This is a genomic window from Odoribacter splanchnicus DSM 20712, from assembly GCF_000190535.1.
In the GTDB taxonomy this organism is placed as follows: domain Bacteria; phylum Bacteroidota; class Bacteroidia; order Bacteroidales; family Marinifilaceae; genus Odoribacter; species Odoribacter splanchnicus.
Genome location: NC_015160.1, coordinates 4,346,100 through 4,372,209, shown reverse-complemented (window position 1 = coordinate 4,372,209; position 26,110 = coordinate 4,346,100). Strand labels below are relative to the sequence as shown.

16 protein-coding genes are annotated in these 26,110 nt (G+C 42.5%); 2 read left to right on the top strand and 14 right to left on the bottom strand.

Features of this window, described 5'->3' with window-relative positions; translation table 11 throughout:
- Positions 1-22: 22 nt before the first annotated feature.
- The 14 genes from ODOSP_RS18480 to ODOSP_RS18415 all read right to left on the bottom strand — a co-directional run bounded on the left by ODOSP_RS18480 (position 23) and on the right by ODOSP_RS18415 (position 20,332).
- Positions 23-1,810, bottom strand: coding sequence for an O-antigen ligase family protein (locus ODOSP_RS18480; RefSeq protein ID WP_013613776.1), 1,788 nt, complete (start codon positions 1,808-1,810; stop codon positions 23-25).
- An 81-nt stretch (positions 1,811-1,891) separates the two neighbouring features.
- Entirely contained in the window at positions 1,892-3,103 is a 1,212-nt protein-coding gene (locus tag ODOSP_RS18475) for a 6-bladed beta-propeller (protein WP_083813771.1), read from the bottom strand.
- 74 nt (positions 3,104-3,177) lie between these two features.
- Positions 3,178-3,450: a hypothetical protein gene (locus tag ODOSP_RS18470; RefSeq protein ID WP_041557064.1), complete on the bottom strand. Its 273-nt coding sequence runs from the start codon at positions 3,448-3,450 to the stop codon at positions 3,178-3,180.
- A 176-nt stretch (positions 3,451-3,626) separates the two neighbouring features.
- Positions 3,627-4,886 (bottom strand): 6-bladed beta-propeller, encoded by a 1,260-nt coding sequence (locus tag ODOSP_RS18465; RefSeq protein WP_013613773.1) that lies wholly within the window; start codon positions 4,884-4,886, stop codon positions 3,627-3,629.
- A 65-nt stretch (positions 4,887-4,951) separates the two neighbouring features.
- Complete coding sequence (locus ODOSP_RS18460; RefSeq protein ID WP_083813770.1) at positions 4,952-6,145, bottom strand: 6-bladed beta-propeller; 1,194 nt, start codon at positions 6,143-6,145, stop codon at positions 4,952-4,954.
- Positions 6,146-6,335: 190 nt separating this feature from the next.
- Complete coding sequence (locus ODOSP_RS18455) at positions 6,336-7,448, bottom strand: 6-bladed beta-propeller (protein ID WP_157741871.1); 1,113 nt, start codon at positions 7,446-7,448, stop codon at positions 6,336-6,338.
- Positions 7,449-8,144: 696 nt separating this feature from the next.
- On the bottom strand, positions 8,145-8,372 hold the full coding sequence (locus ODOSP_RS20355) for a transposase (RefSeq protein ID WP_071823591.1): 228 nt from the start codon (positions 8,370-8,372) through the stop codon (positions 8,145-8,147).
- A 92-nt stretch (positions 8,373-8,464) separates the two neighbouring features.
- Positions 8,465-9,040 carry a hypothetical protein gene (locus ODOSP_RS18445; RefSeq protein ID WP_013613770.1) on the bottom strand — a complete coding sequence of 192 codons (576 nt, stop codon included), beginning with the start codon at positions 9,038-9,040 and terminating at the stop codon, positions 8,465-8,467.
- Between the two features lie 107 nt (positions 9,041-9,147).
- Positions 9,148-10,500, bottom strand: a complete 1,353-nt coding sequence (locus ODOSP_RS18440; RefSeq protein WP_013613769.1) for a DUF1735 domain-containing protein — start codon at positions 10,498-10,500, stop codon at positions 9,148-9,150.
- Between the two features lie 24 nt (positions 10,501-10,524).
- Positions 10,525-12,393 (bottom strand): RagB/SusD family nutrient uptake outer membrane protein, encoded by a 1,869-nt coding sequence (locus ODOSP_RS18435; protein WP_013613768.1) that lies wholly within the window; start codon positions 12,391-12,393, stop codon positions 10,525-10,527.
- A gap of 17 nt (positions 12,394-12,410) precedes the next feature.
- Positions 12,411-15,524, bottom strand: a complete 3,114-nt coding sequence (locus ODOSP_RS18430) for a SusC/RagA family TonB-linked outer membrane protein (RefSeq protein WP_013613767.1) — start codon at positions 15,522-15,524, stop codon at positions 12,411-12,413.
- Between the two features lie 67 nt (positions 15,525-15,591).
- Entirely contained in the window at positions 15,592-16,701 is a 1,110-nt protein-coding gene (locus tag ODOSP_RS18425) for a hypothetical protein (protein ID WP_013613766.1), read from the bottom strand.
- 442 nt (positions 16,702-17,143) lie between these two features.
- Positions 17,144-19,513 carry a trans-4-hydroxy-L-proline dehydratase gene (hypD, locus tag ODOSP_RS18420; protein WP_013613765.1) on the bottom strand — a complete coding sequence of 790 codons (2,370 nt, stop codon included), beginning with the start codon at positions 19,511-19,513 and terminating at the stop codon, positions 17,144-17,146.
- 36 nt (positions 19,514-19,549) lie between these two features.
- Positions 19,550-20,332: a glycyl-radical enzyme activating protein gene (locus ODOSP_RS18415; RefSeq protein ID WP_013613764.1), complete on the bottom strand. Its 783-nt coding sequence runs from the start codon at positions 20,330-20,332 to the stop codon at positions 19,550-19,552.
- 327 nt (positions 20,333-20,659) lie between these two features.
- On the opposite strand from ODOSP_RS18415, the gene ODOSP_RS18410 reads away from it, so the two are divergent.
- Positions 20,660-24,679, top strand: coding sequence for a hybrid sensor histidine kinase/response regulator transcription factor (locus ODOSP_RS18410; RefSeq protein ID WP_041557660.1), 4,020 nt, complete (start codon positions 20,660-20,662; stop codon positions 24,677-24,679).
- A gap of 35 nt (positions 24,680-24,714) precedes the next feature.
- Positions 24,715-26,094, top strand: coding sequence for an aminopeptidase P family protein (locus tag ODOSP_RS18405; RefSeq protein ID WP_013613762.1), 1,380 nt, complete (start codon positions 24,715-24,717; stop codon positions 26,092-26,094).
- Positions 26,095-26,110 lie beyond the last annotated feature (16 nt).

Genomic DNA, 26,110 nt, shown 5'->3' with positions numbered 1-26,110 from the left:
TATTTAGGGTAAGCAAAAATCATTATAATTGTTTCATTTCTGTCTTCATTTCTTCCACTGCAGGTGACCACACTTTGGGTTCTTGGTCGATTACCTGCCGGGCCATATCACGGGCCTTTTCCATATCTCCCATTTCCCGGTACAATAAAGCCAGCAGGTAAAGCGGATAAATGCGATGGGGAATCATATGAGCAGCCTGGACATAAGCTTTCTCGGCCCGGTCATATTGTTTCAGGGCCTGATAGTTTTTCCCGAGCTTATTATACACCATCGGATCGGCACTGAGTTCCGCCGCCCACAAAAAAATCGCCGTCGCATTTCCATATTGGGCGTTTTGAAATTGACATTCGCCAAACTCGAACACAAAAGCCGGCCGGTCGGATAGGGCAGAAAATAAAGGTGTATACCGGTTTAAAGCCTCTTGATAATCTCCCTGACGGAAATAAGCCCTTGCGGTTTTCCATGTTTTATAGGCGGTTTCCTTTTCTGTCAATCTCCAGGCAGCAACAAGCCCCAGTACCATAACCGGTAACCACAGGATTTGTCCTGCCCAGCGTCTTATCCTTACTCCTTTCGCACCGACATTCACACTCCACGCCAATAACAGCACAAACAGCATCGCCATCGGTAACATATGCAAAGGATAGGAAAAACAAGCGAATACCAGAAATGCGCTTAAAGCGCCCGATACTCCACCGGTTTGCTGCGTGTTCCTTTTAAACAGCCCTCCCGACGCTATACCCGTTATCGATAAAAACAAGCACAAACCGATCAAACCATATTCACCTCCCAATTGCAAAAACTCATTGAAACCATATTCAGGAGCATCAGCCACATATTCTTCCCGCGGATCTGCAGGACTGTTTGCAAAATAAACCGCCTGAGCTTCTCCTAAAGCACCCGGATACCGACCGATACCGACACCTAGCCAAGGTTGGGAACGCATCACCGCCAGATCCATTTTCCATACCAACAAACGTCCATCGGCGGAATCCTTTTTCAGCAAATACAATCCACCCCCGATCGATAATCCCAGTAATAAAATACCCCCCAGCCAACATCTTTTCCAACCTCGTCCTATCCGCCCTATTCCCCTCCTAACGTATTCCCTCGAGCGTTTCTGCCTCCACACAACAACTCCGCAACCGGCTCCGGCAGCCACCCAGGCACTCCGGCTCATGCCGGCCGGTAAAACCAGGATGATCGAAACCAAACAAATAACTCCGAGTCCGTACACGATTTTATCAACCCGGCAAAGAGGCTTCGGCCCTAACAGAGTATGCAAAGCCACCGGTAATATCACCGCCAGAAAACCGCTGTAGGGGCCCGGATTAAAAAAACTCCCGGTCAAGCGGTATAAGCTATGGTATTGATCAGCCCAACCGTATACCTGTAAAAATCCCCATATCGCTTCGATGCTCCCGGCGAGCAATAAAACAAAGGTAAAAAGCAACCTCTGAGAAACCTTCCATCCTCCCAAACCCCGACACACAAAATACAGTCCCACTAATAATATCAATAACAACGTTTGCGTTTCTCCCCTGAAATCATTCAACAAAAAACTTCCCACCCCATACAAAGCGAACAGCACCACACCGACATCCACCCATCTGAAACAGAATTGAAAATTCCGTTTCCATGCCACCATCCATGTCAGCAATAAACCAATCCCGACAACTTCTGCAAAACGGAAATATTTGGCGGTAATTATACCATCAGCATAATCATGACCTAACGATAACAAAGGAGTTAAAAAGATTCCCAATAACAAGACTCCCCCATACGGTCTATTTATTTTCCCATCTGCCATAACTTATTTATTTTCGTTTCCCGTAAAAAAATACTTACCACGATAGCCAGTAATAAAGGCCATCTCATAAACCTTTGCATATCATAAATGTTTAAACTTCGTCAGGATCAAAACCGGATTCGAATCTGTATTCAAATTCTGGATTACTCTTTCCAACTCCGGATTTGTAATTTTAAGAGCCCCATCTTTCACGCGCTCGAATATATTATATTGATCAAGAGTCGAAAAACTTACGTGAGCAATAAAGTAATCTTCAAATATTCCGCGTGCCTCATATCCCTCAAAGTAGTCGAGTTCCTTCAAATGTTCATAATAATCGCACCACCTCAATAGATAAGTCTTATCTTTCATTTTATCATACAAAAAAGGCTGCATATAATTACCTTTCTTTTTTTTATCGGCTATGTATCCTAGAAAAAAATCCTGATTTTCGTAAAGTAACGTAAACACTCCTTCTTCACTTCCATCTATATCAACAAATCTATCTGAATTATGATACTTTTCCCAACTTGAATTTTTTATTTTAAAATAGAAAATCGGTCCATAAGTTGTATCGGATAATATTTGATAAATTGTATCTGAATAGATTGGATGATAACATGAACGTTCATATCCTTTAAAGATTTGCCCTCCTCCCTTATATCCTACTTGAAGAGGTAAATAACGATACCCTTTAAGAAAATTTTCATTACCTTTTGACAATACCAAAGCATATCCATATAATCCCTCATTTCCAAAATTTTGAGAAGGAGCAGATATATGAAGAAATACACTATCTCTTAAACATAGAGTATTCTCTGTTTGAAAATACCGTATGGAATGAATAGATTTAAAATTCCCGTCTAAATCATAAAAAAAAAGTTTATCCGACATACCATCAACGAGCATCAGTTCCTCTTTTTCCGTATTTATATCTATAGATTCTATTCTTAAATATTCGCCCGGACCACGTCCTTTATTATCTATCTTTTTTAAACATCTACCAGTATCGTCATAAATAAAAACCCGATCGAACTGCTCTTCCTGAATATAAAAACGTCCTTTATAAGTAATTATATTGGCAATATTTCCCATTACTCCACATTCATCTCCTAAGGATATATAACGAATACTATCAATAAGTTCACGATAGGCCAATTCTTCCGCATGTTCTAAATCTATTGTAGTATAATCATTATTAGCACGCTGTAATAAATCAAAATCTTTAATCATTGGTTGTTCGACTTTATTTTTTGAACGACAGGAGACAAAAAATAAAGAAAATAATAACAAAAATTTAAGTAATCTAAGCATCGTCACTTTTCATTTAATGGATGTCAGAAAAATAATAACTCATTTTCTGACATCCGATTTATCAATTATTTAATTCAATGAATACAGGAGGTTCCATTCCAACAATTTCCCGAACCGATAATACAATACACATGATTTCCCCATTTCCCCTGTATATAGCATTTATCGAATTTCGGAAACCACTTCCCTGTTCCTTCATTCTCTACCCCATACCATCTTTGTCCATTAAAATCATAATAAACATACTCTCCAGTAGTCGTTCCTGTCGCTCCTCCTTCTCCATTAGCTAAAGCCTCTAAATTCGTTAAGGCCAATGCCCCATAAACGGAAAAAGGATTTCCCTGCACAGACTATACATGTCAAAGCAGAGACCGATAATATGCTTAATAAAAATACAATTTTACTTTTTTTCATAATTCAAATATTAAATAGTTCATACTCCATCACTGCCGACCTAATACACACTAAGACACAGTGACAAAGCACCTCCTTTCAATTATTCATTTTGTTACAAACCAACTATTTACTTTCGAATATAATACAACAGCAATATCGGATTATCGTCCTCCATCGTCCGTTCTCTCAAATCCCGCCACAAGGGGCGGTCGACATCGATACAACCCTCCGGCTGATGAATAAAATCATAAGCTGTAACATAACTCACAAAAGCATCCGAAGTGGTTGTCAGAAACCGGCCGGGCATTAAAACATTACCACGGGAATACTGTTTCGATTTATATCCTTTGTGATTCAGATAATCATAATAGACACTGTATCCGGCATCTTTATAGGAAAGATCGAATTGCAAATATTGATCAGTTGCCCATATTGCCATCAGCCCCTGAGAATACCCATTATCACGTAAAAAAGCCGATGCATGAGCAGGAGAAATCCATTCTTTATGACTTTCAAAGACCCGATCATTTAGAGACATACAATCAGATTTCACTACAAATCGTGACAACATTTTTCCCGCTTTATACTCATATATGGTATCCGACAACAGAGCTGTCAACCAAAGTTGTCCGTTAGGCTGAGCAAGACACGATAGTTCTCCCCGACTAGAATTTTCAAGATATCTTAAATTATAAGGAAGAATATATTCTTTCAATTTATAATCTTTAGCTGAAACCACTGCATAATTGTACAAATCGCCGACACCGGATGATAAGGTCAACAATATTTCATTGTCATCTATTTGATTGACATCGAGAATATAGCCATTTACCTCATTCCTACAGGATATTTTATCTTGCTTTATTCCATCGAATGCATATCTATGAATACAATCGCTATAGCCATCATACACTCCAACTACTTTCCTCTTTCTATCCACATAAAAACTACTCAAGGCAACTACCTGATTGGGAGCCCGACCTAATTCACCGATTGAATTCCGAAAACTCCCAGAACTATCAAACACATAGAGATGATCGTTATAATCACTTATAAAAATCAAAGAATCTACAAAGCGGATTTTCTTTATTGCTCCGAGCAAACAATCCGCCGAAGTCTCCAACTTAATTACCCGTAAACTATCGGGCCACCCATCCGCAACAGTCATAACATGCCCCTGGAAAGCAAATTTCCTCAAAGAATCCACTCGGTGATGAGATAACAAAAGATCTGCTTCCTCCAAACTATCTAAATCGATTATTGTTATATCCGACAGAGATTGGTCATGTTCCTTTATTGTAGGTCTACAACCACCCCATAATAGCCAGGTAATACCCATAATCCCGGATAAGAATCTAAAAATTCCTTTCATCTCAAAGTATCTCATATTAAAACAATTAAATGTTTTAAGTTATCCTTCCCAGTAAATATTCTGTGTAAACAAAGTATATTTCACTTTTTCAATCTTTCTGTATTTACATAATAAAACAACAGAACAGGATTATCATCTTCCAACACTTCCCGGCTAACCGCATCGATTCTACTATCCTTAAAATTATGCTTTCTGAAATATTCCGTTTTCAGATCTAAGGCAGATATACTGCGAACAATGTAATTCTCATATACAGTTTGAACTTTACCTGGAAAGATCCTTATTCCAGGAAGACAGCTATTATATTTAAATCCTGTTTGCTCCTTCAGATTCCAAAAAATATTCCAACATTCTTCCCCCTGGCAAATTTCAAAATATAAATGATCCTTTAACTGAAATAATTGTAACAGTCCTCCTGAATAACCTTTTTTTATAAGCTTCATCTCCGCCTCAAAAATACTTTGGTAAGGAGTTTCCTGCTGTAAGGCTTCATAATTAATATGTTTTAATCCTCCTTCATACAAATAAATCGGTCTGCTTTCTCCATCCTGTATAGTATAAATTGTATCGGACAACAATACTGTATAAAAAATATTTCCGTTACCATATACGACTGTCGGTAGCATTCCATTAGAAATACGCTCTCTTGACACTACAGGATAAGGGTGTAAGAATTGTTCAAGCTTATAACTACTTTCATTTACCAGAGCATAGTTATAAAGCGTACCGATATGATTATTCATATTCAACAACAATTTGTTCTCTCCCACATAGTGAATATCGATAACATTATTAAAAACACTTCGGTCACAATCAAACTCCTCTATATACTGACCGTCAAAAGTATAACGATAAATCTTACCCTTAATCCGATCCAAAATGCAAACAAATTTCTTTTGACAATTAACATAAAAATCTGATAATGAAGTATATTCCAGCGGACCATTTCCCATAACCCCTATCATATTCCGGAATTTCCCATTCAAATCAAAAACAAATAATTTCTCATTAGCATCTCTGATAAAGATCAGTGAATCTTCAATTATAACCTTTATTATCCCTCCAAGTAAACAATTCGTATCTGTAGCTAATTTTACTATTTTGATACTGTCAAGCTGATTTCCTTTAATAAAAGGATTATAAACAGATAAACCGGCCAAGTCTATTTTCCGTATATCTCCTATCCCCCCATCATTTTTTCTCCCACATGAAAATAAGAGATATACAAAAAAGATCAAGGACAATATTATTATTTTCCTCTTTAAATTAATCATAAATACCTAATCGAACTATCTAACCAACTCTTTTTACAACAATTTCCCTCACTTTTCTCACATATAGGAATCAAAACATTTCCATCTTTTCATGACTTAAAATTTTCTACTCACTTCTATTGGCTTTTCGATTCACCATGATAACTGCAAATACCAACAGGTATAGTATCATTCTCATCGGTTCAATATTTTATTTACGAACATAATACAACAACAATATCGGATTATCGTCTTCCTGTATCCCTTTAATCCACTCTTTCCATTGAGCCCTCTCTTTTCCCCCAACTCCCTCAGGCGGAGTAAGAAAATCAAGAGCAGAAACAGCACCAATAAAAGCATCTGCGCATGTTGCTATAAAACCACCTGGCATAAATATATTTCCCCGCGGATATTGTTTGTACTTATAACCTTTACAGGTTATCCGGTCCCAACAGACAACATACCAGTCTTTCATATCTCTATATGTAAAATAAAGGAAACGATCGGTAGCCCAAATTTTCGAAATGCCTGTCGAATATCCCCAACGCAGCAAATCCGCATCAGCATGGAAAGCCGTTTCCCAATTTTGTCCGGAAAGTACTTCTGCAGTTACAGGTCTGGCATTCGATTTTACAACCATTGCCGGCACAATTTCCCCATCGGCATATCTATAGATCGTATCGGATAATAAAGTCAGCATCCAACAATGATCTCCCCGGCAACTTTGCATCGTATGATCGAAAGCTACCGGCAGAGTCGAAGGAATGCCATACGGACAGGCATAATTTTTTACCTGATAATCGTTATTCCGGTCCAATATGGCATAATGATAATTACTTCCGGGAAAATAGTCCAATTCTGCCACTATATTTCCATCCGGCATCCAATAAATATGGCCGGTATGATTTACCACCTCATTTTCAAAACGTAGCTTGTCAAGCAAATGACCTTGAAAATCATATTTGAAAATTTTCTTTCTCAATAGATCAAAAACATATACGTTCCGTTTTAAAGCATCTACACAAAAATCAACCATAGACAACAACTCATCATTTCCTCGCCCCAAAGTTCCTATCGTATTTCTAAATTTTCCCGATCTGTCAAAAACAAATAATTTTTCATTAGAATCACTGATAAATAACAAACTATCCACGACATAAATCCGTTTTACAACTCCCATCAGACATTCCTGAGCTGTCTCTAATTTCACAATCTCTACACTATCCGGCCATTTATCCGCCACTTCAAAAACGCTGCCGCCAACCTCAATCTTTCGTAAATATTCTAACCTGACAGGGTAAGTGACAAGGTCCTTCTCTTCCAAACTATCTAAATCAATAATAATTAACCTGTTAAATAAAGAATCATTATTAATTCTCAAATCACTTGAATGACCTGTATTCTTACAATTCCATAATAACACAGTATATAAAACGGAAATAATATACACCGACTTATTCAATTTTATCCTAAACATTGCAAAATTTAATTTCATAGCTAACGGAGTTATCTAAGAAATCCTTTAAGTAACATCCTTATGGCAGCAAGTTTGCTCATCTCCTCTGCCGAATCAAACGTGAATTCGTAATTTCGGCAAAGCCTTTTGTAATTATCAAACCATGAGAAAGTCCTTTCCATAACCCAGCCTTTACTACTAGTTTAAAGCCTTTTGACTTGTCCCTGCTTACTTAAATATCAAGTATGTACCCGAAAGCCTTTTTGATTTTATCGGCGCTCCGGTTCCAGCATCCGCAAGAATGACTTTAATGCTACAGCAAAGCTCTTTCACGAATCGTGCCAACAGGCGGGCTACCTTACCGTCATTTATACAAGCTGTAGACACCATGACTACAATCAGGAAGCCATTCTTGTCTATGACCACATGGTATTAATTCCTATACTTTTTTGTTGCCGTCTATATCGTTCAAGAAGCAATTATCGCCCCACTGGACGCTTTGACTGTCCATGATGCCCACACGCTTGCTTTGGCATTTTGACCTTTTTGAAAACGTACTTTCTCTCATAAGTTGTTCATTAACAAATTAAGAAAGCCTATTTCGCTAATAGTAATAAACAGTCCCCAGGAAGCGAAATGAGAAGGGGGCATACGCCATTGGCAACCCGTCTTCACGAAGTAGAAAACGACATTCCATATTTCACGCAAATCATATTTTCGTTTTCTTTTTTGCAAGTTCAAGATTTTCTTGAAAACTTGTCTTTGTATTTCTTCTAAATCTGTTAAATACATAATTATTTCAAGTGCGGTAACTTAAAAATAATCATCTTCCCGGAAAGAAGGAACACTCTTGCAACATTGAACTCTTTATGATAAACAGGCTCCTAATCAGGTAACGGCCCAGGTATCGTAGAAAACAGCCCGGCCTCTATATCCCATACTATACAAGAATTGTAAATATAGAGAAGAAGTGTAGTACTTTCTCTTTGTAAAGGCGTTTCAGAAGATACTATAAATTCACAATTACTCTGATTAAACACAACATTACTAATATTAACACAATTCTCATTATTCCTCTTTACCTGAACATCTTTAAATATTCCTTGTGCTGCAAGTTTCACATGCCATATATGCAAACCTGTATTATATATATCACGTCTACATAATATAGCATTAGGAGCTTTTTGTAATCCACCGTCAATCAGAAAAGAATAAGTTGAACTATTAATCCCCATATCAGCAGTAGAAGACATACACATAGGAGTTATTAAAAAAGATGTTAACACAGGAGGATCAGCATATTCTCGCATTTCAACATAATTTCTCATTTTTTCAGAAAAATAGCACTCTTGCTTTAAGCCGCCCGACAAGGTATTCCAAGCACCTTGAGCATTATAAACATTTACAGCCGATAATAAAACCCCAACGGTACAAGTTGTAATAAATATCCATTTTTTCATGACTTAAAATTTTAAAATTCCCTACTCACTTCCATTGGATTTTCGGGATACTCTATTACCGATTTTCATACGGACGATTTAAAATCGTCCGTATGAATCAAAATATTTTAATTAAATACAGGATTTGTAAAATTTCTGCGTACGGAATAGTTTCCCCAATCATAGACACCATCATATTCAATATGTAATGTCTGAGTAGCAGGCTCATACCAACTTTGATTATTAGTAACCCGATAATTATAAACATCGCCATTCCAGCCATATATAATCTCTACTTTCTTTCGTTCATTTCCAACATCTTCCTCTGTTATTTTAAATGCTTGAGTTGTCTGATCCCAGAACGTACCTGCCCAGCCAGGACTAAAAATAACTTCCTCATCAGAAACATTATTAATTAGATTCTGGCAACTTGCATCTCCCAAACCACTTTTTTTCATTGCTTTTAAATGATAAAGTTGTGCATTTATAACAGCACCTGGGCTAGTTGAAATACCACTCTCTCCATCTAAAATAGTCATTGTCCAGGAACCCGTATACTTATCTCTCATATTAATTGACAAATAAGTAACAGCACCATCCTGAATCTTTACCGAAGAATTATCACATCCCGTTATCCGTATTGGCAAAAGATACTCTTTTCCACCAGGTGCAGCAGTCAAGCTGGTCGGAGTCACTTCGATCTCCGCTGTAGTAGTTACTTCTCCTGCCTTAATTTTCAATTCCGGAGTCGTATAACAATCTGGTAAAAGTTCATAAGAAGTACCATTCTGCCGATTATAGGTAACGAGTAAATCCGGGTCGGCTTCATAGGTAAAGGTCAGCTCCATATCTTTATTCTCGAAAGGCAAGTCTATGACCAAAGGAACAGTGACTTTATCCATATTGACATTCCGCCACGGATCACAGCTTACCTCTATCAAACTCCCTCTTCCGCGCAAATTTGCCTGAGGTGTATTCAGCCGGATCGCCAGCAACAGGTAATCTTTATCGGTATTGACCTCTACCCCCTCGGTCAGGCTCTTGATCCGTACCGGATAAACGTACTTCACTTCTTCATCTTTCGGAATCAGTGTTCGAAGAGTAGTCATATCGAAAGTCAGTTGTGTACCTCCCAAGGTGGCGTCGGCAGCCAGACTCAGGCGTTTTTGCCCCAAAGTACCGACATGCTCAGGTAATACTTCGAAATCCAGTCCCTCCTGAGTCAGCTCCTGATAATCGGTCAGTACTGTCGGATCATACGACAATTCTACTTCGGCGGCATTATCGTAATAACCGCTCTTATCCACATATACATCCCATACCAAAGATTCTTCGCCCAGATCGTATATTTCTTGCAGGTTGTAACCACTCACTCCCAGATAAAGTTTGGAAGGATAGAGCTTCAGATTCGACTCGTCGATTTCTCCGCACGAAGCCAATAAAGAAGCGACAAAACAAAGAATTAAATATTTGATTTTCATCTTTTTTCGTTTAGAGGTTAAACATTACCAACCGGGATTCTGTTTCAGATCCGGATTCTTCATAATAGCAGTCTGTGGAATCGGCTGTAAATACTGTCTTTCGAGGAAAACACGGGTTTCGAAAGCCGTACGCTGATAATATTCGGAACGCAAAGCATTCTTAGAAGATATGTTTACATTCATACCGTAGGTTTTCCCATGATTGGTCTCCGTTGCAATCTTCCAGCGATTAGCATCGAACCAGCGGATATTTTCGAAAGCAAATTCCACCTGACGTTCCCGATGGATCAGGTCACGTGCCAGATTCTGGTCGCTTTTTACATCCGGATATACGGTCTCGATATCCGGCACACCACCCCGGTTACGCACGGCATTCCAATAGCCCAATACCTCGTCGTCCAACTCACCCAGCTCAATCTTTGCTTCCACATAATTCAGTAAAATCTCGGCATAGCGGAAATTCGACCAACTCCGTTCATAATTCAGATTGTAGGGATTCAGGGTCGATCCCGGATGAACGAATTTAGTAATCAAATACCCGGTACGGTTATAGTCCGAACTATTACTGCCGTCGGTTCCGTATTTATTGATATACACCGGTTTATCGGTTACCGTATTCGGCCATACCCCTTCGTTATAGAATATACTGGCATAAAAACGGGGTTCCCGGTTTTTATACATATTGAACATCTCGCTGGTAAAACCTTTGTAGTCCAAATCAAAAGTAGGTACGGTAAAAGTGGAAAAGCCGGATTCTGTATAACCGGATTCCTCGTCGATCACCGGCGAACCGTCGTTGTTATAGCCGGTAATCGGATAACGCCCGTTTTCCATGGCATAAGCGTCTACCTGGAACTGAGTGGCACAATTGGTGGCATGCCCATTCAGGAAACGATCTCCGTTCGGAGCAGGTCCTTGTTCCAGTAAATAAACGTAATACGTATTGTTTGCTCCGGGAAATTCGGCATCGATCAATTCACTGTTCCAAGCCTCGATAAATACTCTTTTGTAGGTTTTCCCTTTTGCATTCTCTTCATCCGAACCGGTCAACAGCTGATGAGGCAGGGAACCGTCTTCACACATATCGATAAAGTTCTTGGCAGCATTGGCAGCCACTCTCCATTTTTCCGGATCTTTGGTTGTCGGGAATAAAGCCGTTCCGTCTTTTTTCTTTACCGATGAAAAATAAGCATTACCGTTAAATAAGGGACTTGCCGTATAAAGCAATAAACGGGAACGATAGGCCAGGGCAGCACCACGGGTCGGTTTACCTTTGTAAGTATCTCCCTGAGTCGGTGGCAACTCGTAAGCCACAGCTTCCAACTCATCACAAATCCACTTCACACAATCTTCCCAGGAGTCTCTTTCCCGATAAATCGTGGAATTTACATCGATAATCTCATTTTTCACCAACACGATAGGTCCATAAATCATAGCCAACCAATAATGACACATCACATTGATATATCTGGCTTCGGCAGTCCAGGCTTCCAGTTCGCCATCTTCCAATTCTTTACATTCTCCCACATGTTCGAGGAATACATTGGTTTCCCGGATTCCGCGATAAAGAGGAGTCCAGAAGTTAAGAGAAGGATTGGAGGCCGACAAAGTACCGTTCTGCATAAAAGCATACACCCGAACAGCACCCCATTCCGCCTCATCGCTGGCAGGTACAAAAGGCCAGCCATACATCGGCGGAACGATACATACCGCATCATACTGTTCCGGCAAGTAAGCATAAGCATTGGCCAGATATTGCTCGGTAGTGCTACGTTTAGCGAATACCCCCTCGATCGTTTGCATATCGTCGGGCTCTTTATCCAGGTACGAATCACACGAAACGGTCAGAAAAGCCAAACCGACAGCGATATAAAAAAGTATTTTTGATTTCATAATCTTCATGTTTTAGGTTAGAAGTTAATGTTCACGCCGAAATTAGCGGTACGCATCAAAGGATAACCACGTCCGTCCGTTGAATTGATTTCCGGATCCCAGAGTTTCACATCCTTGGCAAAAGTGAGGAGATTCGTACCGGAAACGAAGAAACGCACTGTTTTCAAACGCAATTTTTGAGTCACCGATTTCGGTAAAGTATACCCGAGTTCAGCAGTTTTCAAACGCAGGAAAGCTCCGCTGCGTTGCCACCAGGTGGAATTTTTATAGTTGCTCCCATGCCATCCTTCATCATACAAGAGAGGGATTTCTGCATCGAAATTCTGTTTGGCCGGATCGAAATATTTATCTTTCAAATCATCCAGAAAACCTGTCCGTCCGATATTCGGATAATTGAACGGGAAATAGGCATCTCCCAGGAAAAAAGTCGTCCGGGCCACCCCCTGGAAAAACAACGATAAATCGAATCCTTTGTAATTCATACTTACTCCCATACCGTATACAATTTCCGGTACATCGGAATAACCGATAGGCACTTCGTCGGCATCGTCGATTACGCCGTCTCCATTGATATCTTTATATTTGATGTCTCCGGGTTTGAGGTAGGAAGTACCGAACTGGGAAGGGCTATTGGCAATCTCCGTTTCATCTTTAAACAATCCGAGTGCTATGAGACCGAATTGCTGGCCATATTTTTGTCCGTTCCGGTTCCGGTATTTATCGATATAATCGGGTTGATCGTTATCGATTTGTTTGTTGCGGGCATACGTAAAGGTTCCCCGGGCCGACAAGAAAAACTCACCGAAACTTTTATCGAATTCGAGCGTTGCATCGATTCCCTGATTCTGCATCTTTCCGACATTGGACCACGGCATGGTAGATACCCCGACATAATCGGGTAACGACTGCCGTTGAACAAAAATACCTTTCCGTCTTTCGTAAAAATAATCGGCTTGTAAACGTAAAGCATTGAATAAAGACAATTCAAAACCGACATTTGTTTTGGTAGATACTTCCCACGACACATCCTCATTGGCATACTCTCCGACAGCAGTACCTCCGGTATAGGTATGGGAAGTACCCCAATACGTTCCGTAAGCTCCGACAATCGTAGGCAAATACACGAAACGCCGTCCTCCTCCGATTTCGTCGTTACCACTCTGACCGATAGAAGCTTTCAATTTCAACATATCGATGATATGGGTTACACCACCCATGAATTTTTCATTCGAAACAATCCAGCCGATAGCACCTGCCGGAAAGAAACCGAAACGATTACCGCTGGCAAAGTTCTCCGATCCGTTATACCCGAAATTTCCTTCGATAAAATACCGGTCGTCGTAAGAATAAGTCACTCGTCCGGCAAGCCCCTGATCCCGGTAAGGCAAAGCGTCGATAGAAGAACCGGCAGCTACCTGATAATTCCGCTGGTTGTATAAAAAGAGTGCTCCAACCCGATGTTTCCCGAACAGCCGGTCGTAGTTGATACGTCCTTCCAAATATAAAGCGCGTTCTCCATTCGCATAAGAAGTATAGCTTAACGTATTTGAACCTAACGACTTTTCCTCGTATACCAAATTATTATCATCATCTCTCATCCGGGCGTACCAGGTATGAGGCGAACCTCCCCGCAAAATCTGATTCCAGGAATTGGCATCGAATGAAAATTTAATTTCAGCCTTCAACCCTTCGGTCACCAATTTCGAAAAATCCTGTTCCAGAGCTATCATGGCGTTTATCTTAGTCCACCAGTTATCGTTATACCCTGCCTGAGTCAAAGTATTATAAGGATTCGGAACTGCCTCCCCGTATTCGGCATAACGAACAGCCCCATCCTCATCCCGATCGGGATAAAATAAAGGCATCACGTTCGGAGAAGTATTCATCGCATCGTTAAATATCGAGCTAATACTGTTGTATGGCTGATGTTTGGTCTCCATACTTCCACCGATATTCAGTTTCAGAATCGTAGTGGGATGAAGGTTTACATCCACATTAGAAGTGAAATTATAGCGTTTGTAATTGATCCTGGAATCCCATTCATGTTCGGGATCACTGATAAACAAACCGTTTTCGTTAAAGAAAGCGCCTGAAATATAATAACGGGCAATACTCCCCCCACCGGTGACATTCAGATTCACCCGTTGTTGAGTAGTATGATTTTTCATTAAAGCATCCAACCAATCGATATCGGGATACAAATAGGGATCACTGTGATCTTTGTATTTTTGAATTTCTTCAGGAGTATACAGAGGAGCCTTATCGTGAGAAGTACGGGCTACATTATACATCTCGGCCCAGGTAGCCGAGTTCGCCATTTTGGGCACTTTGGTAGGTGTAAGGATACCGACCTGTGCTTTCACGTTGATATCGGGTCGTCCCTCTTTTCCCCGCCGGGTATTCACGATGATCACCCCGTTCGCTCCCCGCACTCCGTAGACGGCTGTTGCCGTAGCATCTTTCAGGATAGAAAAAGATTCGATATCTTCGGGGTCCAGCAAGTCGAGACTTCTTTCCACTCCATCGACCAGGATCAACGGGTCTTTGTTGGCACCGAAAGTACTGATTCCCCGGATCCAGAACTCGGAACTTTGCCCGGGTTCACCGCTTCGCTGCACAGCAACCACACCGGCCAGACGCCCCGCCAGACTGTTACTGATCTGTCCCGTCGGTTGTTTCAGTTCAGCCACTCCGACAGTCGTGATCGCTCCGATTACACTCTCTTTACGTTGAGATCCATAACCGACGACAACGGCTTCCTCGATCATTTCACTGGTTTCTTCCAACTGGAAATTAATCACATCTTCTTTTCCTAATACCACTTCCTGGCTTTTATATCCGATAAAAGACACCGAAAGGATTGCATTTCCCTGAGGGCGGTTGAGCGAATAATTTCCGGCAGCATCCGTTGCTGTTCCGCTGGTCGATTCCTTAAACCATACCGTAGCTCCGACAATGGGTTCTCCGGTCTTTTTATCGGTAACCCTTCCTTTCACTACCCGTTTATGTTGCTGTGGCGCTGCCGGCGTATCGCCGGCATAGGCTGTAAAACTACCTGATATACCAAAAAATACCAGAGTCGACATCCCCAATAGCAAACGCAACATGTTTACTTTTAGCATTTTCTTCATAAGACATCATTTAATGGTTTGTAATAAGTAATTGTATGTATAAGAGAGGTTACTTACCCCTTACTCTTCAATCACATTTTATTTCTATCGTATATTGGTCCGTATCTCCTTTCAAATAAGCGATCTGAACCTCATAAACCGGAATATAACGGTAGGTTTTGCTCTCTCCGTCAACGACTTCGATCAAGAGGACGCCATATCCGATCCCTCCTCCCGCACCATTGAACAGAGTGACCGGTGATAAGCTCAACAAGCCGTCGGTCCCCAGTGTTTTTTTCATAAAAGCAGTAACATCGACAGTGTTTTTATACATTTCCTCCCGGTAGATATTGACTGCCGCATATTTCACCGGTTGTCCGTCCCGGGTAATATTCAACACTAAGTTCTTCGGATATTTGGGTTCTTCCAACGGAATGAATCCTTCTTGTCCCCGCACCAGATTTTTATTCCGGTTGATCAGTAATTGTGCATATTCGCTCCAGGAATCTCCCCCCCAGCAAATATTCATCATACAGGTCACCGGGCTGAACAAGGTCCCGCTGATCGGGTTCGTTTTCACTTCCATCGCATAGATATCGGGAACTCCGCGGGCATGCCCTAATTCATGGGCCAGGCATTCGGAAGTTTTGTAAGGGGATAAAATATCGTAGGTAGTGGCCCCGCCGTCAGGTGCTCCTTTATTGTTATCGGAAATGCAAACGACCTCGATCCCCCAGCCGGTCCAATCGCTATGTACCCGTTCATCGGAAAAATCACCGACTTTACCGTCGAACATCACAAGATAAGGATAATCGCCCCGATAGGTCACAGCATGATCCAGGACTTCCTGAGAAGAACAATCGTATACACAAGTTTCGTCGAAGAAAGGGACAAATTCTATATCGGCATCGAAATAGGTGATTCCTTTTTTCCCATGGTAAAGCTCTCTTACTTCTTTAAAACGCTGTTTCAATTTATTGTTTACAACGTTTGCGGAAGAACCGTAAGATTTAAAAGTCGCCCGGTCGAGCATTACTTTTACATCGAAGCTCCATACTTCCCGGCCGGTCTGTTCCCCTCCTCCTTCTTCTCCCGGTTCATCTTTAGGCGTAACCTCGTCTTCTCCGTCACTACTACATCCTGCCACCGCCAGACATAATAATAAACTCAGCCAATAAAAAATTTGTTTACCTTTCATAAAATGTATTTGTTAGATTACACAAAAAACGTTCGATTCTTTTGGCGAAAATCCGCCAGAAGAAAAATGGACAAACGATAACCGACAATTGACAGATATTGGAAGCTTCGCTTCCGTTAAAGAATGAAAAATAAAAGAAAAATGAGAGCAAGAATAAAGAAGATAATCATTGATTATCAAATAAATAAAAAACAAACCATAGGTTTAAAGATACATTATCAATTGTCAAATGACAATTGTCAATTAACAAAGTACCCGCAGAGTCCAGGGAATTTATGAACTTTATAAACTTTCGACTGATTTAATCGAACGTTTTTTAAGTTAACAGATGCCATACATTAAATAAATCTCCATAATTTTAATAACTATTCACACTTTCAGATACGACTTATGCTTTTTGCTGTAGAAACTACTTCAAAAAGCACCAGTCGTTAAAAATGTATTAAAATGTCGTTTGTTCCGTACGACAAATGATCTCGTTCTGCAAATCTTCGCCCAGGTCGTTGAAATAATCACTATATCCGGCAACCCGGACAATCAGATCCCTGTAGTCTTCGGGATGTTTCTGAGCTTCCCGGAGCGTATCGGCATCGACCACATTAAACTGGATATGATGCCCGTCCATCCGGAAATAAGCCCGGATCAGATGTACCAGATTATTACATCCTTCTTCGGTTGAAAGAAGCGAAGGAGTAAATTTCTGATTCAGTAACGTCCCGCCGGTTTTGATATGATCGATTTTGGCGGCAGAACGGATGACTGCCGTCGGTCCGTTCGTATCGGCCCCCTGGACCGGAGAGATGCCTTCCGACAGCACTTTCCAGGCATTCCGTCCATCCGGAGTAGCTCCGGTCACTTTACCGAAATAAACATGACAGGTAGTAGGCAACATATTTACCCGATAGTCCGCCCCCCGGGGAGATTTATGTCCCGACAAAACATCATAGTACATATCGAACACCTGTACCTCCTGCTCGTCGGCATAATCATCATCGTTACCGTATTTCGGAGTATGATACACCAACTGATACTGCAACTCTTCGAACCCTTTGAAATCGTTCGCCAAAGCTTTCTCCATAGTCTCCATCGCGATGGTCTTTTTATCATACACATGATAGCGTAAAGCGGTCAGCATATCCGTAATGCTACCCAGGCCCACCCCTTGCACATAGCTACTGTTGTAACGGGCGCCACCACACATATAATCTTTTCCGTTCCGGATACAATCTTCGATCAGTACGGACAAGAAAGGTACCGGCATATATTTCATAAATATGCGTTCGATGATATTGTTACCGGTCAGTTTGATCCGCATAAAATGTTGTACCTGTGCCTTATAGGCTGCAAACAATTCCTCATAGGTCCGATAATCTGTAGCTGTCCCGGTTTTCAGACCGATCTGTTTGCCGGTCCGCTTATCGAATCCGTCGTTCAGGGTCAATTCCAGAATTTTCGGCAGATTAAAATAGCCGGTAAGGATATAAGCTTCGGTACCGAAAGCCCCGGTTTCCACACATCCCGAGCACCCGCCGTTCCGGGCATCGCGGACATCTTTTCCCGCCCGCAACATTTCCTGTACCAAAGCATCCGTATTGAACACCGACGGTTGACCGAAGCCGGTTTTGATGATTTCGACAGCAGCCCGGATAAAACGGTCCGGATTTTTCTTACTGACCTGAATCATCGAACTGGGTTGCAGTAAACGCATCTCCCGGATTACATCCAGCAGGATATACGACATCTCGTTCACCCCGTCGCTACCGTCTTCCTTCACCCCTCCGACATTGATCAGACAAAAATCGGTATAAGTATTACTTTCTTCAGCCGTAACCCCCACTTTGGGCGGAGAAGGATGGTTGTTGAATTTCACCCAGAAAGACTGCAACATTTCGTATACTTCTTCCTGAGTGACCGTCCCCTCTTCCAGCTGTTTTTTATACAGCGGATACAGGCTCTGATCCAAACGTCCGGGATTGAAAGAGTCCCAGGGATTCAATTCGGTAACCACACCCAAATGGATAAACCAATAATGTTGTAATGCCTCATGAACGGTTGTCGGAGCATGAGCCGGTACCCGACGACAAATCGCAGCCATTTTCTCCAGCTCTTTCTTTCTCACCGGGTCTTTTTCTTCAGCCGCCAGCTCTTCCAGGCGTTCGGCATACCGTTCGGCATAGCGGATCATTGCATCACAAACGATATCCATCGCCCTCAGCTCGTCGCGTTTATCCACGCCTTCCGGATCGTTTACCAGGTCGGTCTTAGCCAGACTTTCGGCTATTTCTTCTTTCAAATCCAACAACCCGGTACGAAACATCTTTATCCCTAAAGCCGTATGTCCCGGCGCCCTTTGTTCCTGAAATTCCGTAAATACACCGGCAGTATAAGCCTCTTTCCACTCCTGTGGCAAATTCTGAAATATCCGGTCGCGATTACTTTTCCCTTTCCAGTAGGGAATAATGATATCCCGGTAAGCAGCCCGGGTAGTTTCATCGGATTTAAAGGATACTTTCGGGCGATCGTTCAATATCTCGAGATCTTGTAACGAGTGGATACAGATTTCGGGATAAGTCGGAGTAGCCTTCGGGGCCGGTCCCCGCTCGCCGACAATCAATTCACCCTCATTCACACAAATATACTTATGTTCCAGGATATATTTAAACGCTAAAGCCCGTTGAACCGGTACCGGTTCGGCATCGGCCATCCCCGATTGATAAAATTCAGTAATCAGTAAAGCTCTTTCCGCCGAGATCCGATTCTCAGCATTCAGACTCTGCTCACGCAGTTTTCTGATTCGTTCGGTCATTTTCATAATAAGTATGGTTTTGATTTATAGTTTTTTAACAGGTTATATCCGAAAGCCTTGTTCCCTGAACATTTCCCGGATATCTTTCAGGTCTTCCTCTTTCAGGCCCGGAAGATCTCCCATTTCCCAATCCATACCGAGCCGTTTGTATTTATCTGCCCCCGTACGGTGGAAAGGGAGCAGATTCACCTCTTTCAAAACAGGCATCGTCTGTAAAAAACGAATCGTCTCCTGCACACTCTTCTTATCGTCGTTAAAACCGGGAATAACAGGTATCCGGACAATCACTCCGGCACCCTGTCCGGCAATTTTCCTCAGATGTTCACACGCCTCCCGGAATCCTTTACCGATGTACGCTTCGAACTTTTGAGGATCGGCAGTTTTTACGTCGTAAAGAAACAAATCCGTATACCGGCATATTTCTTCTAAATATGCTCCGGAAGCCACTCCGGCCGTATCGATACAGGTATGGATACGACGGGCCTTACAAGCTTTGAGACATTCCAACAGAAAAACCGGTTGCAACAAAGGTTCTCCTCCTGAAAAAGTAACGCCTCCTCCCGATTCTTCGAAAAACACCGCATCTTTAGCTATCTCTTCGACTAATTCATCGACCGAAATCCCGTAGCCCACCTTCCGGATTTCTTCGAATTCACGGTCTCCTAATTTCCGGACTTGTTTCATCGACACAGTTCCCACAGCCTGACTTTCCGGGTTATGACACCAACGACAATGCAAACGACACCCTTTCAAGAAAACAGTCGTTCGTATTCCCGGCCCGTCATGAATCGCATAACGCTTGATATCGAATATATTTCCACGCATGACGAAATAAATTTAGAATAATAAAATTTATCTCACTCTCAAGATAAAAAAAACACAGAGAAAAATTGTCCTTCGGATTCAGGATAAAGAAAAGAATCCGCTAATATAACCAGCATTCAAAAAGTCCTTTGTAGGAACGGTTCTGCAATATGCGAATTTCATTTAGCATAATCATCGAATAAACATCTCAAAGATAAAAACATTTTTTTATAAAACAAAAATATAAGTATCGAAAATACACTTCAAATGATAATTTTTTTAAATTTGAAGCAAAAAAAAGGAAACCGCCAGAGGGGCATGTGCTACATCACTATTAACCAAATGATTATGAAAACGTTTGTCTTTATCTTATTCTTTCTATCGCTCGCTTCACTCTCCCCGACCTTCGGCATTCCTTCCCAATTTCGCCATTATACGGTTGAAAACGGCTTATCGAGTAATGCTGTACAATGTTTGTTGCAGGACCGGACAGGATATATCTGGTGTGGCACTTCAGACGGTCTGAATCGCTTCGATTCGCGCCATTTCAAAACTTTCCGGCATATTCCCGGCGACACGGCTTCTTTAGGCAATAATGTCATTCATTCTTTATTCGAGGATTCGAAAGGTAATCTTTGGATCGGTACTGAGAACGGTGTTTTCCGCTACCGGGTATCCGAAGAAAAATTTTCGACCTTTCATCTACCGGATATCCCGGACCGGCTTTCTCAAAAAATCATCTACTCGATCAAGGAAGACCAATTGGGAAAAATCTGGATATCGGTTTATGGAAGCGGTGTTTTCCGCTACAATCCTTCGGACGGCAAGATCAAACATTACAGTCACGACATCAACGATGAAAAGAGTCTTATTTCCAATCTGACCACCAAAATTCTGATCGACCACACCGGAGAAGTATGGATAGCCACTCATGATCAGGGAGTATGTAAATACGATCCCTTCACCGACTCTTTTTTCCGGATCGATGCTACAGATAAACAAAAAGGATATACAGCCCGTTACATTTACGCCCTATGTGAAGATTCTTTCGGAAATATCTGGTTGTGTGACAACGGACTTTTCAAATACGATAAAACAACCCGCAACTGTACGGCCTGCCTCCCTCCTGCTGACGAACCGATAACCTATATCCATTTTATTACCGAAATACAACCGGGTATATTGCTCATCGGTTCCAATAGCGGACTGACACAATATAATCTGGCGGAGAACACTTTTTCTACGATCGGATACAATGTTCTTTTTCCGCAAGGATTAAATGACGGGATTGTCTATTCGATTCTGAAAGACCGGGAAGGAGGTATCTGGGTGGGAACGAACGCCGGAGGTATCAATTATCTTACGCCGGGTACCAATTGGTTCAATACGTTCTGCTATACACCGGGCAAAACAAGTGCCCCGGGGAAAGTCATCAATTCTTTTTGTGAAAACACCGACGGGACGATATGGATCGGAACAGATAATAAAGGGCTTTGGAACTACAACCCACACGACCAATCTTTCACTCCGGTATACTTAGACGCCCAAAATCCGGACCTCAGCGTGCACGCCTTATATTGCGACCACCATGAATTATGGGTCGGGACTTATGCTCACGGTGTGTACCGGTTAAATTCAGCTACCGGTAAAGTGACCAACTATTCGGATAAAAATATCAAGGGCTTGAATCCGGGCAGTGTATACGCTATATACAAAGACAGCTCAGGCAGGCTCTGGTTCGGTACCCAAACCGGCATCCTATATTACGATATCTTCAGCAATTCGTTCGTTACTATCGCCGATCTGGGATACAACAGCTACATCACCGACATCACCGAAGACGCCAACCACACGATCTGGTTTGCTTCGCAAGGCAAAGGATTGATCAGCTATGACCTGAAAACCAGTACCCTCAAATTTCATTCCAACGATCAGACCGGTTTACCACAATCTATCGTGTGCCTGTGCAGCGATCAGGGCAAGTTAAGGATCGGTACGGGCGGATACGGACTTTATACCTACAATCCGGCCGATCATAGCTTTACCCGTCATCCCGATCCGTTATTTCGTACCCATACCACCATACAGACGATCATCTCCAGTTATAATGAATTGTGGATCACGACCAATGCCGGTTTACTCCGGTTCAATACTTCAGACGGAACCATCAGTTATTACAATCAGGAAGACGGACTCGTCTGCCTTCCGTTTACCAACCAGGCCGGCCTGCAAACTTCCGGTGGACAGATTTATATCGGCGGCAGCAATGGGTTCAATGTCTTCCATCCGCAAAGTATCCGCAAGAATGAAGTGATTCCCCATATTGTTTTTACGGCCTTCCGGCTTTTCAATCAGGATATAACAATCGGCGGACATTCGGTTCTGCAAGCTCAGATCGACCGTCAGCGCTCGGTCATTCTCCCTCACAACGAAGCCGTTTTCTCTATCGAATTTGTAACGACCAGCTATTGTGCCCCGAGTAAAAACAAATACAAATACATGTTGAAAGGTTTCGATAAAACCTGGAACAACACGGACAATCAAAACAACATAGCCACCTACACCAACCTATCCCCGGGGAATTATACCTTCCAGGTGATGGCCTGTAATAACGACGAGGTATGGAATCCCGAAAAAGCAGAAATCCGGATTACAATTCTTCCACCCTGGTGGTTGTCGAACGGTATGTTAGTCGTTTACGGTATCCTGATCGTTTTAGCGATCGCTTTGGGGTATGCACTTTTATTACAACGGACCAACCGACGCCACCGCAACAAGATCGCAGCCTTGCATCACGAGAACGAACGCAAACTGTTCGATGCTAAAATCGGATTTTTCACTCATATTACCCATGAAATCCGTACTCCGGTAACGCTGATCCTGGCCCCCGTAGAGGAGATCATGCGTCAAAAAAACATCCCGGAGGAAATCAGGGACGACCTGGAAGTTGTCAAACGCAACAGCGAACGGTTACTGGACCTGGTGAATCAGATTCTGGATTTTACGAAAGCCGAACAAGAAGCTTTTTCCTCCCAAAACACCTGGTTCGACATCGATGATCTGGTGGAAAAAACTGTACAGCGTTTTACGCCTGCAGCTCAGCAAAAGGGGATACAGCTCTCCCACGATACTCCACAACCGATCCGGATTTGCACCGACCGGGAAGCACTGACCAAAGTGTTGAGTAACCTGCTGACCAATGCCATGAAATTTACCAAAGACCGTATTCTGGTCTCCCTCACTGAAAATCCTGAAGCACATACGGTAACGATCTCAGTCGAAGACAACGGTACGGGAATCAAACCTACGGAGAAAGAAAAAATATTCAACCTCTTTTACCAATCGGCCAATAAACCACAACTCCCGAACAAAGGTTTCGGTATCGGGCTAGCCATCGTCAGCCTGTTGGTGAAACGAATGATGGGAAAGATAGAAGTGGAAAGCGAAGAAAACCGGTTTACCCGTTTCCGGATCACGCTTCCCCAGGACGAACAAAACGACCTTTCTATTTCTGTGACCTCTCCGGATAAAACAGCAGAACTCCAGGAAGTAAAAGCTGAAGATCCGATCGAACCTGCCGGAACAGAGAAGACCGACAAAGATGGGAAAAAGGCCGGAACCGTACTGATTGTCGAAGATAACGAAGAGTTTATTTCTTATCTCACCCGTGTCATCGGACAACGATATCATATCCACACGGCCGGAAATGGCGAAGAAGCATTGAAATCACTGGAAAATCTGAAACCGGACATTGTCATCAGCGACGTCATGATGCCGGTAATGGATGGAATAGAATTATGCAAACGAATAAAAAGCGACATCAATCTAAGTCATATCCCGGTAATCCTGCTCACAGCACGCACGGATACAGCAAGCAAAATCGCCGGCCTGGAAAACGGAGCGGATGTCTATATCGAGAAACCGGTATCTGTGAGCTATCTGTATGCACAGATGGTCAGTCTGCTGGAAAACCGGAACAAACTGCGTTGTCTTTTTTCAGAGAAACCTTTCACCCCGATCAATACCCTGACCGAAACACAGGCCGACGAAAAATGGTTTAACCGTTTGAACGAGATCATCCAGGAGAATATCTCGAATACAGAATTTTCCGTCGACCAACTCACCCGAAGTGTCAATATGAGCCGTACCCTTCTGTATGCCAAAGTAAAGGCAGTAACCGGTTTGACCCCGAATGAATTTATCCGGTTGGTACGCCTGCGTAAAGCAGCGGAATATCTGGCCGGAAACGAATATAAGATCAACGAGATCTGTTATATGGTCGGCTTTAACAGTCCCTCCTACTTTGCCAAATGTTTCCAAAATCAATTCGGCGTATTACCCAAAGATTTTATCAACAATACCAACTGACCAAACCCAATATCTACTTATAAAACCATACGATTATGTTCAACAAAGAAACTTACATTCAGAGACGTAACAGACTGAAGAAAGAAATCGGTAAAGGGATTTTACTATTTCTCGGCAACAATGAAAGCGGTATGAATTATACCGACAACACGTATCATTTCCGTCAGGATTCGACTTTTTTATATTTTTTCGGTTCGGATTATGCCGGTCTTTCGGCTCTGATCGATATCGATGAAGACCGGGAAATTATTTTCGGGGATGAACTGACCATCGACGATATCGTCTGGATGGGCACCCAACCCACGATACGGGAAAAGAGTGCTTCAGTAGGCATCACAGCAACCGCTCCGACCGCCCAGCTGAGCGATTATTTAAATAAAGCGGTACAGCAGGGACGTCGTATCCATTATCTGCCTCCTTACCGGGGTGAACATCAGGTCACCCTACTCCGTTTACTGGGGATTGCCCCTGAAGCGCAAGTTGCCGGAGCCTCTACCGAACTGATCCGGGCTGTAGTCGGCCAACGAAACTACAAATCGGCCGAGGAGATCAGGGAGATAGAAGAAGCAGTAAATATCTCCGCCGATATGCACATCCGGGCGATGCAACTTGTCCGGCCGGGGATGAAAGAATGTGAAATAGCAGCAGCAGTGACAGAAGTCGCTTTACAAAATGGCGGACAATTGTCTTTCCCGGTGATTGCCACCATTAACGGGCAAACCCTCCATAATCATTATCACGGTAATATCCTCCACGAAGGGCAGTTGTTATTGTTGGATGCAGGAGCGGAAAACGGCATGCACTATTCCGGCGACCTCTCGTCGACCATTCCGGTAAGTAAACATTTTACAGAACAGCAGAAAACCATCTATCAAATCGCTTTACAAGCCCATCAGGCCGCAGTTGCCGCCCTAAGACCGGGCATTCCGTTCAAAGAGGTCCATCTGATTGCCGCCCGTACGATTGCAGAAGGGATGAAATCGATCGGCCTGATGAAAGGAGATCCCGACGAAGCAGCCCGTTCGGGTGCTTATGCGTTGTTCTTTCCCTGCGGACTCGGCCACATGATGGGACTCGATGTTCACGACATGGAGAATTTAGGCGAAGTATGGGTAGGATATAACGGACAACCCAAAAGTACACAGTTCGGTTTCAAATCGCTCCGTCTGGCCCGCCCCCTGGAACCCGGTTTTGTCTTTACCATAGAACCCGGCATCTATTTTATTCCTGAGCTCATCGACTATTGGAGAAGTGAAAAACGGTTCTGCGAATTTATCCAATACGACAAATTGGAACCCTGGAAAGGTTTCAGCGGCATCCGTAACGAAGAAGACTACCTGATCACTCCCGACGGAGCACGCCGGCTCGGCAAATATAAACCGATGACAATCGGGGAGGTGGAAGGAATGAAGTAGGATTGGCGCACTGCGC

What these genes read in the sequence shown, in the direction of transcription:
- ODOSP_RS18480 (WP_013613776.1), bottom strand. Translation starts at nt 1,810, where the DNA reads ATGGCAGATGGGAAAATAAATAGACCGTATGGGGGAGTCTTGTTATTG.
- ODOSP_RS18475 (WP_083813771.1), bottom strand. Translation starts at nt 3,103, where the DNA reads ATGCTTAGATTACTTAAATTTTTGTTATTATTTTCTTTATTTTTTGTC.
- ODOSP_RS18465 (WP_013613773.1), bottom strand. Translation starts at nt 4,886, where the DNA reads ATGAGATACTTTGAGATGAAAGGAATTTTTAGATTCTTATCCGGGATT.
- ODOSP_RS18460 (WP_083813770.1), bottom strand. Translation starts at nt 6,145, where the DNA reads ATGATTAATTTAAAGAGGAAAATAATAATATTGTCCTTGATCTTTTTT.
- ODOSP_RS20355 (WP_071823591.1), bottom strand. Translation starts at nt 8,372, where the DNA reads ATGTATTTAACAGATTTAGAAGAAATACAAAGACAAGTTTTCAAGAAA.
- ODOSP_RS18445 (WP_013613770.1), bottom strand. Translation starts at nt 9,040, where the DNA reads ATGAAAAAATGGATATTTATTACAACTTGTACCGTTGGGGTTTTATTA.
- ODOSP_RS18440 (WP_013613769.1), bottom strand. Translation starts at nt 10,500, where the DNA reads ATGAAAATCAAATATTTAATTCTTTGTTTTGTCGCTTCTTTATTGGCT.
- ODOSP_RS18435 (WP_013613768.1), bottom strand. Translation starts at nt 12,393, where the DNA reads ATGAAATCAAAAATACTTTTTTATATCGCTGTCGGTTTGGCTTTTCTG.
- ODOSP_RS18430 (WP_013613767.1), bottom strand. Translation starts at nt 15,524, where the DNA reads ATGAAGAAAATGCTAAAAGTAAACATGTTGCGTTTGCTATTGGGGATG.
- ODOSP_RS18425 (WP_013613766.1), bottom strand. Translation starts at nt 16,701, where the DNA reads ATGAAAGGTAAACAAATTTTTTATTGGCTGAGTTTATTATTATGTCTG.
- hypD (WP_013613765.1), bottom strand. Translation starts at nt 19,513, where the DNA reads ATGAAAATGACCGAACGAATCAGAAAACTGCGTGAGCAGAGTCTGAAT.
- ODOSP_RS18415 (WP_013613764.1), bottom strand. Translation starts at nt 20,332, where the DNA reads ATGCGTGGAAATATATTCGATATCAAGCGTTATGCGATTCATGACGGG.
- ODOSP_RS18410 (WP_041557660.1), top strand. Translation starts at nt 20,660, where the DNA reads ATGAAAACGTTTGTCTTTATCTTATTCTTTCTATCGCTCGCTTCACTC.
- ODOSP_RS18405 (WP_013613762.1), top strand. Translation starts at nt 24,715, where the DNA reads ATGTTCAACAAAGAAACTTACATTCAGAGACGTAACAGACTGAAGAAA.